Consider the following 15,332-nt stretch of genomic DNA (forward strand, 5'->3'; position numbering starts at 1 on the left):
TCTAAAACAAGCAAATTTAGGGAAATAGATGATTTGGCGAGTAATGAGATTATAAAATGGATTAACAGAAATTAATAACCCAAAGCTAGAGTAGCAGAATTTAAAAAACACAATCAATAAATTGAACAAAAAAGCAATCATATTAACCCTATTGCTGCTCGCTTCACTTTCCGCGAAAGCGCAACCCAAAGACACCCAAAAACACGATGTAAAAGTCGGTTTGGTGTTAAGTGGCGGTGGCGCAAAAGGGTTGGCGCATATCGGCGTACTTAAAGTTATTGATAGTTTGGGTGTTAAAATAGATTATGTTGCGGGCACCAGTATGGGCGCTATTATTGGAGCCTTGTACGCTTCAGGATATTCTGGAAACCAATTAGATTCCATATTTAAAAAAGTAGATTTCGATAAAATAATAAGCGACGACTTACCACGATCGTCCAAAGCCTTTTACGAGCGTAATAACTCCGAAAGATACGCTATAACACTACCTTTTGATAAGCTGAAAATTAAATTGCCCTCGGCACTGTCAAGAGGACAAAACACCTACAGTTTACTGTCTAAACTAACATTGCACGTAAGCGATGTTGACGATTTTAGCAAACTGCCCATTCCGTTTTTCTGCATCGGCACCAATGTGGAAACCGGCGAATCGGTGATGCTGGATCGCGGCAATTTAACCCAATCTGTAATGGCGAGTGGCGCGTTTCCATCGTTGTTTCAACCTGTAATTATTAACAACCAAGTGCTTATTGATGGTGGCGTTGCCAACAATTATCCCATTGACGAGCTCAAGGCAAAAGGCATGGACATTATCATTGGCGTTGATGTACAGGATGGATTGGCCAATAGAGAGGAACTGACCTCGGCACCCGAAGTATTGTTGCAAATCAACAACTTTAGGACCATAAAAGACATGAGAATAAAGGCCAAAAAAACCGATATTTATATAAAACCCGACATAACGGATTTTACCGTGGTTTCTTTTAGCGAAGGCGAAAAAATTATAAAACGGGGTATAACGGCGGCCTATAACAAAATTCATGCTTTACAGGATTTATCGAGATACGATGAAAACAAACCGAAGTTTAGGGTGAATTTACACACCCAAGATTCTATCAGAATTAATTCGGTGACACTAAAAGGAAACAGTAAATACACCCGCGCTTATGTTTTGGGGAAACTGAGGTTAAGATTGAATGAAAAAATAGCTTTTAAAGAATTTTATAAAGGCGTTAACAACCTGGTGGCAACCAACAATTTTGATGCCTTTCAGTATCAATTCAACAAATCTCAATATAGCGATGGCTACGATTTAACAGCAACCGTAAATGAAACTAATATTACCACGTTTTTAAAATTAGGTTTGCATTACGACGATTTATACAAAAGTGCAGCCCTGGTTAATGTGACCAAAAAAAGGTTTCTTTTTAACAACGATATGGCGTCTTTAGATTTGGTTTTTGGAGATAACGTGCGCTATAATTTCGAGTATTTAATCGACAAAGGATTTTATTGGAGTGTTGGTCTGCGGTCGCGCTTTAATCAATTTCACAAAAACGTGAACGCCCAATTGTTTTTTGATGACAATGAAATAGCAACCACGGGACTAAATAAAATAGATATCGATTTTCAAGATCAAACCAATCAGTTTTATTTGCAAACCCTAATAAAAAAAGATTTTGCCTTTAGTGTTGGCGCAGAACACAAGCGTTTGGAGATAAAATCTGAAACCGTTATTACAAACAATAATGAATTTATATTTGAAAACACCGATTATTTTAGTGCTTTTGGAACCTTGAGATTAGACACTTACGACCATAAATACTTCCCCAAACGCGGTGTGTATTTTAATGGCGATTTACACATGTATTTATTGGCTTCAAGTTTTAATGGCACGTTTGACGATTTTTCGATAGCCAAAGCCGATATGGGTTACGCTTTTAGTGTTTCTAATAAATTAGCGATTAATTTAAAAACAAGCGGTGGTTTTAAAATTGGCGATAAATCTACGCAATCCTTAGATTTTGCCCTTGGCGGTTATGGCAATAATTTAGTCAATAATTTTATTCCGTTTGTAGGTTACGATTTTGTGGCATTAACGGGCAATAGTTACGTTAAGGCGCATGTAACAGCCGATTACGAGATTTTTAAAAACCAACACATTACAGTAGAAGGCAATTGGGCAAATATTGATAACGATATTTTTGATACCGGAGAATGGTTTACCCTACCCGATTATCGGGGCTACGCTTTAGGCTATGCTATCGATACTTTAATCGGTCCCATTCAAGGTAAATTCAGCTACTCGCCAGAAGCCAAACAAAGCGTTTGGTTTTTCAACGTTGGGTTTTGGTTTTAGTAAGTGGTTGTTTTTTACGATATTTGTAACATGACACCAACATCTTGGGCCGATTTATTACAATTTCTACACTACCTCATCAAGAGAAATCCTGAGTGAGCGGGCATTGTCATTCCTTCAACCTGTGCTGAACTTGTTTCAGTAAGGCAGGAATCTTTATAAATTCATTATCTTTATAAGCATCAGATAAATAATCAACTTTGACTAAAATTTGGTTATTGAACGAAGTCGAAATAAACTTTTAATATTAAAAAAATGCCTTTTTATCATAAATTAGGAAATATTCCGCATAAACGTCATATTCAATTCAGAAAACCAGATGGCAGTTTGTATTACGAACAGCTGTTTGGCACCATAGGATTCGATGGTATGTCTACAAACAGTTACCACGAACAGCGCCCCACGCAAGTCAAGGAAATAAAAAAACAATACAGTGTGGCGCCAAAAATAGCCTTAAAAAACAATTTAAAATCTTACCGTTTAAAAGGCTTTCAAGTAAAACCTGAAAACGATTTTTTAGAAAGCCGAAAAACCGTGCTAATCAATAGCGATTGTGCTATCATTTTGGCAGCACCAAAGCAATCCACACAAGATTATTTTTATAAAAATACCGACGCTGACGAATTGATTTTCATCCATAAAGGCACAGGAAAATTACGCACCATGTTGGGTAATCTCGATTTTAAATATGGTGACTACTTGTTGATTCCACGCGGTATTATTTACAAAATAGATTTCGATACCGAAGATAACCGGTTGTTTATTGTCGAGTCACGCCGCCCCATTTACACGCCTAAACGCTACCGCAATTGGTTCGGGCAATTATTGGAGCATGCCCCCTTTTGCGAGCGCGATATTCGGCAACCCCAAGAATTGGAAACGCATAACGAAAATGGCGACTTTTTAATTAAAGTAAAAAAACAAGACGATATTATTGAAATGGTGTACGCCTCACACCCTTTTGATGTTGTGGGTTACGATGGCTATAATTACCCGTACGCCTTTTCAATCCACAATTTCGAGCCTATAACGGGTCGCATTCACCAACCGCCACCGGTGCATCAAACCTTTGAAACCGATGCCTTTGTGGTTTGCAGTTTTGTACCGCGATTGTACGATTACCATCCGCAGTCCATTCCGGCGCCATACAACCACAGCAACATCGATAGCGACGAAGTACTGTACTACGTTGATGGCGATTTCATGAGCCGTAACGATGTCGATGCCGGCCATATTTCGCTGCATCCCGCGGGTATTCCTCACGGGCCGCACCCCGGAGCCACAGAACGCAGCATTGGGAAAACAAAAACCGACGAGCTGGCCGTAATGGTCGATACCTTTAAACCTTTAATGGTTACCGAAGAGGCCATGAAAATTGCCGATGAGGGCTACCATAAATCGTGGTTGGAGTAAGCTGTCATTCCTGCGTGCACACTCAGCTAGTCGAAGTGAAGGCAGGAATCCATTTTATTAAAATTGAGTTCAAACAATAAGATTCCCGCCTTCGCGGGAATACAAAACTAAACAAATGAGTAAAGACATAAAATCAGTAAACTACGGTTTAGAAAAAATATTTAAAGGCGCCCAAGATTTCTTGCCGCTTTTAGGAACAGACTATGTAGAATTCTACGTAGGCAACGCAAAACAAGCATCCCACTTTTACAAAACCGCATTCGGGTTTCAATCCTACGCCTATAAAGGTTTGGAAACCGGCTCGAAAGACACGGTAAGCTATGTGCTAAAGCAAGATAAAATACGCTTGGTGTTAACCACGCCATTAAACAGTAAATCTAAAATAAACGATCATATTGTAAAGCATGGCGATGGTGTAAAAGTGATTGCACTTTGGGTAGACGATGCTAGAAAATCTTACCAAGAAACCACAAGCCGTGGCGCCAAATCGTACATGGAACCCACGGTTGAAAAAGACGATCACGGTGAAGTAGTTCGCGCAGGTATTTACACCTATGGCGAAACCGTACACATGTTTGTGGAACGCAAAAACTATAAGGGTACATTTTTACCGGGTTTTCGGGAGTGGAAATCAGATTACAACCCTACACCAGTGGGTTTAAAATACATTGACCACATGGTTGGAAATGTAGGTTGGGGACAAATGAATACTTGGGTAAAATGGTACGAAGACGTTATGGGGTTTGAAAACTTTTTATCGTTTGATGATAAACAAATCCATACCGAATATTCCGCACTTATGAGTAAAGTGATGAGTAATGGTAACGGACGTATAAAATTCCCCATTAACGAACCCGCAAAAGGCAAAAAGAAATCGCAAATAGAAGAATATCTCGATTTTTACGAAGGCGCCGGTGTACAACATATTGCCGTAGCGACAGATGATATAATCAGTACGGTATCTCAATTGAGAGCAAGAGGTATTGAGTTTTTATCAACGCCGCCAGAAGCTTATTACAAAGCTGTTCCGGGGCGTTTGGAAGAACACAGCCATGAGTTAAAAGAAAATATTGAAACCCTTAAAGGCTTAGGCATTATGATTGATGCCGATGAGGAAGGCTATTTATTGCAAATATTCACAAAACCTGTGGAAGACAGACCCACGCTATTTTTTGAAATCATTCAACGTATGGGCGCACGCGGTTTTGGCGCAGGAAACTTTAAAGCTCTTTTTGAATCTATTGAACGCGAACAAGCCAATAGAGGGACGCTTTAAAAAACAAATTGCACGTTTACAACTCCGGTAAACGTGCAATTATCGACTAAACTAATTCAAATAAAACCTATAAAATTTCAATAGGCAATCCCTACTAATAAATATTCAGTACTTTAATTATTTCACATTTTCAAGCATATAATTTAAGCTAGCACTTCACATCCTATAAAAACCTAGATTTTAATTAATTATACCCTTTCATCGAAAAAGAAAAAAATGTGAGCATGATTTTTAACTCGATGTAACAAAAAAACGTTAAGAGCTTCTTATAATAACAGGCTGTGTAAAGAATTTTTATATTTTTGGAACAGTAATTGTAATTTCTTGCGTACAACAATAAAAGTAAACTCTAAGAGTTACAATACCTATCACCCAATAAAACATGAAAAAAACACTACTTATTTTACTCACATTTGGCACCATGCAAATGGCTTTTTCTCAACAGGAGTCTGCGTTTGGCGATGGCGAATGGTTTAAATTTAGAATGAGTTACAGCAACTGGTTAAAAGCTGGAGAGGCCACACTTACCGTTAAAGACTCCAAGTTAAACAACAAAGATGTTTACCATGTGGTTGGAAAAGGAAAAACCACGGGTATGATAAAGTGGTTTTTTAAAGTAAAGGACCGCTATGAAAGCTACTTTGACAAACAAACCTTGTTACCTTATAAATTTGTTAGAAACATAGATGAGGGCGGGCACACCAAGGATATTGAAATTGACTTCGACCAAAAAAACAACAAAGCCCACGTAAACGACAAAAAACACAAGAAAAAAACAGTATGGAGCACCAAGCCCAATATACAAGATATGGTGTCTACCTATTACTATTTGCGCAACAACATTGATATAAGCACTTTAAAAATTGGCGATGAGTTTAAGGTTGACATGTTTTTTGACGAAGAAACCTACGGATTCAAATTACAGTATTTGGGCAAAGAAACCATAAGCACCAATTTTGGTAAAATCGAAGCCCTAAAATTTAGGCCTTATGTAATGGCAGGACGCGTTTTTAAAGAAGAAGAAAGTTTAACGCTTTGGGTGTCAAACGACAAAAATAAAGTACCTTTGCGCATTAAAGCAGATTTAGCCGTGGGATCGTTAAGAGCAGACCTTGAGGCTTTTAAGGGCTTAAAACACCCATTCCAAATTGTTGTTGAAAATTAAATAGATTTTGAGTACAGATATTACCAACCAGCTTAAAGAAAAATACGAGGCCATAGACCAAGATTTAGAGGTTCATTTAGAAGGTCTTTTATATAGCAAACCCATTAATTATTGGGATTATATTCAAACAGATGCCTTATTGAATTTACAAATACAGCGCACCACATTGCCCGACGAGATGGTATTTATCATGTACCATCAAATAAACGAGCTGTTGTTTAAAATGATACTGGGCGAAATCGAGCAAGTGGCCAAACACGATGCCGTTGATGCCGAATTGTTCACCTCAAAACTAATGCGCATCAGTCGTTATTTTGATATGCTTACATCGTCTTTTACAATTATGAAAGACGGTATGGACGTGGAGCAGTACAATAAATTTAGAAAAACATTAACCCCGGCAAGCGGATTTCAAAGTGCACAATATCGAAAAATTGAATTTGCATCCACAGAGCTCATCAACCTTATAGACAACAGGTTTAGGGATTCTATTGACAGAAACACCTCTTACGAACATGCTTTCGAGCATTTGTATTGGCAAGCCGCCGGAAAAGATTATAAAACAGGTAAAAAAAGCTATACTTTAACAGCTTTTGAAGAACGTTATAAAGAAGAGTTTATTAGATTTACCAAATTTTACAACACAAACAATTTATTATCAAAATTTAGAAAACTTCCAGAAGCAGTTCAGGCAGATAAAAGCTTAATTAAAGCCATGCGTCACTACGATTATACAGTAAACATAAAATGGGTGATGGCGCATTACAACACCGCAAACCACTATTTAAACATAGGCGGTAAAACAGCCGAAGCTACGGGCGGAAGTGAATGGGTGAAATACATGCACCCGAAATATCAAAGAAGAATATTTTTTCCAGAATTATGGACCGAAAAAGAATTACGAGAATGGGGAACAAATGTTTAGTATGGGCTTTACTAGCCCTAACCTTTATGGCTTGCAAAAAAGACAAACCCGAGCCAACACCAGTTTTACAAGAAGAAGTTGCTATAGTTGAGAAACCAAAGGAAGTTTATGAATTTGGCTTTAATTTAAACGACTATACAGTTAAAAGAGACACCATAAAAAAGGGAGATACTTTTGGAGTTATTTTAGAGCAAAACAACATAGGCTACCCGAAAATATTTCATATTGCTGAAAAAGCTAAAGATACTTTTGATATTCGTAGACTCCAAGTGGGTAAACCGTATACCATGTTGTTTTCCAAAGACTCTATAGAGGTTCCAGAGAGCTTTATTTATCAACCCACAAAAGAAGAATATGTGGTTATAAATTTCAAGGATTCTATTCACGCCTTTAAAAGCCGGAAACCCATCACTTATGTTGAAAAAACATTGTCTGGCGTTATTACAAGTAGCATTTCTGAAACTTTGGACGAAAAAGGCATAAGCGCAGTGTTAACCAATAAATTAGCGGACGATATTTATGCTTGGACGATCGATTTTAGGAGACTTCAGAAAGGTGACCGATTTAAGGTAATTTATACTGATAAATATATTGACGATTCTATATACGGTGGTATACACGACGTTAAAGCAGCTTATTTTGAGCATAATAAAGAACCTTTTTACGCTTTTCAATTTGTAACAGATTCAACCAAGGGCATCATAGATTACTTTAATCATGAAGCTAAAAATTTACGAAGGGCTTTCTTAAAATCACCTATTAAATTTGGCAGATTATCTTCTCGATATAATTTAAAGCGAAGAATTGCATATTATGGTTATAAAATAAGACCACATAGAGGCACTGATTTTGCTGCCCCTGTTGGAACCCCCATAATGGCGACTGCCAATGGAACCGTTACGGCTTCAACACGAAGAGGTGGTAATGGTAAATATGTAAAAATAAGGCATAATGCCACCTACGAAACCCAATATTTGCATATGAGCAAACGCTTAGTTAAAGTAGGGCAGTTTGTAAAACAAGGCGATATTATTGGAAGAGTAGGTATGACAGGTAATACCGGCGGACCTCACGTGTGTTATCGCTTCTGGAAAAACGGAAGGGAAGTCGATCCTTTTAAGCAAAAATTACCAGAAGCTAAACCTATTTCAGATTCCTTAAAGTTCAAGTTTTTAGAGTATATCAAACCTATAAAATATAAATTGGACAATATTCAATTTGAACCTGAAATTATTGAACAAGAACAAGCCATAATCACTCAAGCAAATTCATAAGTATGCCACTACCAACCATAAACCCAACCGCAACCCAATCTTGGAAAAAATTGCAAGAGCATTATAAGAAAATCAATAATGTTCACATGAAAGATTTGTTCGCACAAGACAGCGACCGAGCTAATAAATTTACCATTACTTGGGATGATTTTTATGTTGATTTTTCAAAAAACAGAATAACCGAAGAGACGTTCAACTACTTGTTGGAATTGGCTGATGAAGTTAAATTAAAAGACGCTATTGCAAGTCAGTTTTCAGGTGAGAAAATTAATCAAACCGAAGGGCGCGCCGTATTACACACCGCATTACGCGCTCCTAATAATGCCGAGTTTTATGTTGATGGCGTTAACGTCATGCCAGAAATCCATCAAGTAAAACAAAAAATTGAATCTTTTACAAACGATGTTGTAAACGGTAATTTAAAAGGCTTTACAGGCAAACCATTTACCGATATTGTAAATATTGGTATCGGTGGATCTGACTTAGGACCAGCCATGGTTGTGGAATCCTTACAATATTACAAAAATCACCTCACCACACATTTTGTTAGCAATGTTGATGGCGATCACGTCAATGAAGTGATTAAAAAACTAAATCCCGATACCACACTTTTTGTGGTGGTTTCAAAAACGTTTACTACGCAAGAAACCTTATCTAATGCCAACACGATTAAAGATTGGTTTCTAAAAACTGCAAGTCAAGAGGCCATTGCAAAACACTTTGTTGCGGTTTCTACAAATATTGAAAGCGTAAAGAGTTTTGGCATAGACCAGAACAATATTTTCCCTATGTGGGATTGGGTTGGCGGTCGTTTTTCACTGTGGAGTGCCGTCGGTTTAAGCATCAGTTTAGCCATGGGTTATAACAACTTTGACAATTTGTTAAACGGTGCCCATAAAATGGACAACCATTTTAAAACAGAAAATTTTAAAACCAACATCCCCGTAGTTTTAGCGCTAATAAGTGTTTGGTACAACAATTTTTTTAAAGCCGAAAGCGAAGCCGTAATTGGCTATTCACAATACCTAAATCAATTTGCAACCTATTTGCAACAAGGCATTATGGAAAGCAATGGGAAAAGCGTTGATAGAAACGGAGATGCTATAGATTATGAAACAGGCACTTTAATTTGGGGCGAACCGGGAACCAATTCGCAGCATGCCTTTTTTCAACTTATTCATCAAGGCACTAAATTAATACCAGCAGATTTTATTGGGTTTGTAAAGTCGTTACACGGCAATCAAGACCATCAGGATAAATTAACGTCTAACTTTTTAGCACAAACCGAAGCGCTTTTAAACGGAAAAAGCAAAGACGAAGTTATTGCTGAAGGCACTGATGCATCCATAATCCCATTCAAAATATTTAAAGGCAATAAGCCAACAAATACTATTTTTATAAACAAATTAACACCCGAAAGTTTAGGGAAATTAATTGCGATATACGAGCATAAAATATTTGTACAAGGCATTATTTGGAATATTTTTAGCTACGACCAGTTTGGGGTCGAATTGGGCAAGCAATTGGCCAGTAAAATATTAAAAGAGTTTGGTACAAGTGCCATTGGCAATCATGATTCTTCCACAAGCAACCTTTTGAATTATTACAAGAATTTATCTTAATTTATTGCGATATCATTAAAATCAACATCAAAAAGGCAAATATTGTTAATATTTGCCTTTTTTTGTTTATAACTAAATGTTAAGTTTGTTAACATTTAGTTAATGTTAATTACTTAATTATATGTATTTTTGCGTCGACTAATTTCAAAATAATTAATTTAAAATTATGAAAAAAACTTCTCAATTTTTATTGCTGACTGTAGCTTTTTTATGTTCTACAGTAATTATGGCACAAAGTACTTTAACCGGTTCGGTTTTAGAAACAGGAAGCAATATACCACTTCCGGGAGCTAATATTATCGAAAAAGGTACTACCAATGGTGTAACTTCAGACTTTGATGGAAACTTCACGCTTAAAACGCAAGCTTCCTCTGGCGAAATTGTAATCACTTTTGTGGGTTATAGCTCGAAAACCGTATCTTTTTCCGGAGATACCGATCTCGGAAATATTTTCCTAGAATCTAGTCAAGTAGGTCTTGATGAAATACAAATTATTGCTTCTGTGGCTGTTGACAGAAAAACACCAGTTGCCGTATCAACTGTAAAAGCAGCCGATATAGAGCTTAAATTAGGAACGCAAGAATTTCCTGAGATTTTAAAATCAACTCCAGGCGTATATGCTACTAAAGCTGGAGGTGGTTATGGTGACGGAAGAATTAATCTTCGTGGTTTTAATTCAGAAAATGTAGCCGTTATGATTAATGGTATTCCAGTTAACGATATGGAAAACGGTCGTGTATATTGGTCTAACTGGGCAGGACTGGGAGATGTTACAAGCTCAATGCAAGTTCAAAGAGGTTTGGGAGCTTCCAAACTAGCAGTACCGTCTATTGGAGGTACCATAAACATCATTACAAAAACTACTGATGTTGAAGCTGGCGGTAACGTATTTACTACTATAGCTAACGATGGTTACAAAAAGTTTGGTTTAACTTATTCAACTGGCTTATTGGAAAACGGTTTTGCTGCTACAGTATCAGCTGCCAAAACAGAAGGAGATGGGTACGTTGATGGTACTGAATTTACAGGAGTTTCTTATTTTGTTAATATTTCTAAAGAAATTAACGATGCACATAAGTTGTCTTTTTCAGCTTTTGGTTCCAAACAACGTCATGGACAAAGACAAAACAGACAGCTAATTTCAACCTTTAGAAAAAGTGATAGAGGTAGAAAATTTAATGCAGATTGGGGTTATAAGAATGGACAAGTAACACACCAAGAAGATAACTTTTATAACAAACCTCAAATGTCTTTAAACCATTATTGGAATTTAAATGACAATACCTCAATTAATACTTCTGCATACGCATCCTTCGGGTCTGGTGGTGGAGGCGGTACTGCTGGAGATTATAAGTTTGGTTTTGATGCCTCTACAGGGCAAGGAGAATACAGAATTGGGAATTTTGGCCCTATAGATTTTGATAAAATTGTAGATGAAAACATTGCTGCAGGAGCAAATGGAGCTGAAACTTATTTACGAGCATCTCGTAATGACCATAATTGGTATGGTGTATTATCTACTTTAAAAACTAACCTGTCTGATGATTTAGTTTTATTAACAGGCTTAGACTACAGAAACTATACAGGTATTCATTTCTCAGAAGTAACAGATTTATTAGGAGCCCAATACGCTTTGGATGATGGAAATGTTAACAACCCTAATGCAGCACTTCAAGTGGGTGACAAAAGAGATTATTATAACGATGGTAAAGTAGGTTGGTTAGGTGCCTTTGGCCAGTTAGAGTATGATATCAATGAAAAATTCAATACTTTTATATCATTAGCGGCATCAAACACGTCTTATAAGAGAATAGACTATTTTAACTATTTAGATAGTGATCCATTACAAGAAACAGACAATTACAATTTCTTTGGATACAGCGCTAAAGGTGGTGCGAATTATAGAATTGATGGTAATCATAATGTATTTGCAAACCTTGGTTACTTCGAAAAAGCTCCAGGTTTTGATGCTGTATTTTTAAACTTTAGCAATGATAATATTAACGCAGACGCACCAAATCAAAAAATATCAAGTTTTGAATTAGGTTATGGCTTCCGTGGTGAAAAACTATCGGCTAATGTAAACCTTTACAGTACCAGATGGAATGATAGAACAGAAACAGCATCCTTCCAACAACCTGACGGAACAAGAGCTGCTGCCAATATTTTAGGCGTAAATGCCATTCACCAAGGAGTAGAGTTGGATTTTGTTTATAGAGCTAATGCTAATTTAAACATTACTGGTATGGCATCTTTAGGAGATTGGAGATGGGATAGCAACGTAACAGATGTTGATATTCTTGATGAAGACCAAAATGTAGTGGAAACAGTAGATCTATTTATTAAAGACCTACATGTTGCTGATGCCGCCCAAACAACAATGGCATTGGGTGTTAATTATAAATTTTCTCCAGAAACGAGACTTATTATTGATTATAATTATTATGACAATATTTATGCAGATTTTGACCCAAGTGACCGAGGAACAGAAGGCGCACCTCCTGCGTGGAAAATGCCTGCATACGGACTATTTGACATAGCTATGACACATGGCTTTAAATTTGGCTCTTTCGATGCTAGTTTAACAGCAAGAATGAATAATGTTTTTGATACTGAATACATCTCTGATGCCCAAGATGGATCTGGATCTACTGCAGATTCAGCCTTAGTATACTTTGGATACGGAAGAACATTTAGTATTGGAGCAAAACTTAATTTTTAAAAAAAAAAGAAAATGAAAAAATTAATTTATTTAATAGCAGTTTTAGGGATAACCTTTACAGGTTGTAATCCTAATGAAGATATCTATAACAAGATAGATGCAGAAGCTAATCCTATAGTTGGTGATGCTGTTATAACCCTATCGGATGAAGACTACGATGAGCTTGAATTGAATTTCGGAAATTTTAACTCTGTAGATGATGCTAAAGCGATGCTACCAAGTTTCTTAGAAGACAAATACCCTGTTTGGGGTAAAGGTTCTTCAGCTTTAGTAACTTTTAAGTGGTACAATCCCATTGAAACTTACGAAGCAGCTGTTTACGAATTGTCAGATGCAGAACATAATGCGATAACAGGGAATACATATGGAAATTTTGATGAAAATGGACACATTTATGATTATTTAGATGCGACTTATCCAAATCCAGAAGAAGGCGACTTTGTATCGTTAAGATATCGTTTTTATAGCGGTGGTGAAATGACATTAACCGATGGTTTTGCTTTTGAAGACGGATCATGGGTGAAATTCACAGGATTTACAGAAGATCAATATAACGATATGGGCGAAGGTTTTCCTAACTTTTCTAGTGAAGATGAAGCAAACCAGAAAATTCCAATTGCTTTATTAGATATCTTTAAATTTAACCCTAAGAGTGCTGGCGATATCGTTTTATCAATGTATGAGTTATATGTTGGCGGAGGCGTAACAGAAAGCTATACCGCTGCGTATATTTTTGATGGTGTAGCATTTTCAGCTTACAGTAATGTAGCTGAAGAAACTGTTCAGTTTGGACATGATGGAACAACCTGGGTGCCAGATAACACCATAAAATACACTTTTACAACTGATGATGTTGCATTGATATCTAATGCGCTTATTGGTACTTATCCTGGACCTGCAGATAATGTTGGCTTCTTTGGAAGTTTTGACAGAAGAGAAAGCAGCAGCAACTACTGGAGTGATGCCATGCTTTTAGAAGCATTTAACTTACTGTTGGATAACAAACACCCTAGTGCAGAAGAAGGACAGAAATATGTACTTACTTTTATAATCTACAATGGCGCTACAACTAACGAAACAAAAAGCGTTATTAAAACTGGAGGCGTTTGGGTTTATCAATAATATAGTATATTGTTAAAATAAAAAAACCATCTCAATCGAGGTGGTTTTTTTTCCTCAAAAAATTAATACACTTATTAATATTATGAAAAAAATCTGTTTATTATTACTTGTTCTCTTAGCATTTTCCAATTGTAGCTCAAGTGGCGACGATGCGCCACCGCCAACCCCAACACCAACCGATGACGGTAAGCCCGTAGCTGTGAACGACACTGCAACAAGCGTGGAAGATGCAAAACTAGTTTTAGGACACCTTTTGGATAACGATACTGTAGTTGATAATGCAAGAATAACCTCTTTTGATACTGCATCAACAAACGGTGGAACTGTTGAAGACAATAGAAACGGAACCTACACTTACACACCAGCAAATAATTTTGTTGGTACCGACACCTTTACCTATACACTTTGTGACGATGATGAACCTAAAAACTGCTCAACAGCAACCGTTACAATAACCGTAACCGACGAAGGAAATCCCACAGCTGAAGACGATGCTATAAATGTACTGGAAAATAGTACGAAAATAATTTCAACGCTTTTGGATAACGACGTTGTAATCGATGGTGCCGTTTTAACGTCTATCGATAACAGTTTAACCCAGGGAACGGTAGTGTTAAATACCGATGGCACCGTTAGCTACACGCCTCCAACCGATTTTACGGGTACAGATAGTTTTGTGTATACCATTTGTGATGACGATACACCAACGAATTCTTGCGATTCGGCAACCGTTACCATTACGGTAATTGCCGCTATAAACTTTAACATTCCTGCAGAACTGGTAGACTACTATTCTGGAGTGATATTTTCGGAAGACACCGATTTAATGTTTAGCGAATTAGAGGACCTAACAAAAGCAAAACATGCCACCATACTATCTTACGGTCAAAGACACCAATATTTGTATAATGCCGATGAAGACGAAAACAATGCGGATAATGTTATTTTGATGTACTCTGGAGAAAGCAGGTATTGGGAAGAATACACTTCGGGCACAAATTCATATTCGCCACAAACTTTTAACACCGAACATATTTATCCGCAGTCTCGACTTGAAGCCGATGATGCCGTAACAGACTTGCATCATTTAAGAGCTTGCGACGCCACCGTTAATAGTAACAGACTTAATTATCCCTTTGTCGACGGAAGCGGTTCTTACGCATTGGGAACAGAAGAATGGTTTCCTGGTGATGATTGGAAAGGTGATGTAGCCCGAATGATTATGTACTTAAACATAAGATACGGTGAAACTTTCGAAAAAGTAGGCAGTCTAGAATTATTTATTAAATGGAATATTGAAGATCCTGTATCAACATTCGAAGAGCAGCGAAACAATATTATTTATGCCGCCCAAGGCAACAGAAATCCATTTATAGACAACCCGTATTTAGCGACCCTAATTTGGGGTGGTAACGATGCTGAAAACAAGTGGAATTAAAAACTCATAAGCTCTA

Annotated in this window: 10 protein-coding genes; all 10 read left to right on the forward strand. The window is 37.1% G+C overall.

The features are described 5' to 3' along the window. The first annotated feature begins 121 nt into the window (after positions 1-121). The 10 genes from RNZ46_RS05555 (at position 122) to RNZ46_RS05600 (ending at position 15,316) form a co-directional block, all read left to right on the forward strand. Positions 122-2,359, forward strand: coding sequence for a patatin-like phospholipase family protein (locus RNZ46_RS05555; protein ID WP_316984387.1), 2,238 nt, complete (start codon positions 122-124; stop codon positions 2,357-2,359). Positions 2,360-2,614: 255 nt separating this feature from the next. Beyond that, complete coding sequence (locus RNZ46_RS05560; protein ID WP_316984388.1) at positions 2,615-3,772, forward strand: homogentisate 1,2-dioxygenase; 1,158 nt, start codon at positions 2,615-2,617, stop codon at positions 3,770-3,772. A gap of 115 nt (positions 3,773-3,887) precedes the next feature. Next, positions 3,888-5,048, forward strand: coding sequence for a 4-hydroxyphenylpyruvate dioxygenase (gene hppD, locus RNZ46_RS05565; RefSeq protein WP_316984389.1), 1,161 nt, complete (start codon positions 3,888-3,890; stop codon positions 5,046-5,048). 382 nt (positions 5,049-5,430) lie between these two features. Then, the gene (locus RNZ46_RS05570) at positions 5,431-6,213 is read left to right on the forward strand and encodes a DUF3108 domain-containing protein (RefSeq protein WP_316984390.1); all 783 of its coding nucleotides are present in this window, start codon (positions 5,431-5,433) and stop codon (positions 6,211-6,213) included. Positions 6,214-6,217: 4 nt separating this feature from the next. Beyond that, positions 6,218-7,138 (forward strand): tryptophan 2,3-dioxygenase family protein, encoded by a 921-nt coding sequence (locus tag RNZ46_RS05575; RefSeq protein ID WP_434063039.1) that lies wholly within the window; start codon positions 6,218-6,220, stop codon positions 7,136-7,138. Continuing rightward, positions 7,120-8,412 (forward strand): M23 family metallopeptidase, encoded by a 1,293-nt coding sequence (locus RNZ46_RS05580; protein ID WP_316984392.1) that lies wholly within the window; start codon positions 7,120-7,122, stop codon positions 8,410-8,412. Before RNZ46_RS05575 ends, RNZ46_RS05580 begins: the two co-directional genes overlap by 19 nt. 2 nt (positions 8,413-8,414) lie before the next feature. Continuing rightward, positions 8,415-10,034, forward strand: a complete 1,620-nt coding sequence (gene pgi / locus RNZ46_RS05585) for a glucose-6-phosphate isomerase (RefSeq protein ID WP_316984393.1) — start codon at positions 8,415-8,417, stop codon at positions 10,032-10,034. A gap of 166 nt (positions 10,035-10,200) precedes the next feature. Beyond that, the gene (locus tag RNZ46_RS05590) at positions 10,201-12,756 is read left to right on the forward strand and encodes a TonB-dependent receptor (RefSeq protein WP_316984394.1); all 2,556 of its coding nucleotides are present in this window, start codon (positions 10,201-10,203) and stop codon (positions 12,754-12,756) included. A 12-nt stretch (positions 12,757-12,768) separates the two neighbouring features. After that, positions 12,769-13,878, forward strand: a complete 1,110-nt coding sequence (locus RNZ46_RS05595) for a hypothetical protein (protein ID WP_316984395.1) — start codon at positions 12,769-12,771, stop codon at positions 13,876-13,878. An 82-nt stretch (positions 13,879-13,960) separates the two neighbouring features. Continuing rightward, positions 13,961-15,316, forward strand: coding sequence for an Ig-like domain-containing protein (locus tag RNZ46_RS05600; protein ID WP_316984396.1), 1,356 nt, complete (start codon positions 13,961-13,963; stop codon positions 15,314-15,316). Positions 15,317-15,332 lie beyond the last annotated feature (16 nt).

This window comes from Hwangdonia lutea, assembly GCF_032814565.1.
GTDB classification, from domain to species: domain Bacteria; phylum Bacteroidota; class Bacteroidia; order Flavobacteriales; family Flavobacteriaceae; genus Hwangdonia; species Hwangdonia lutea.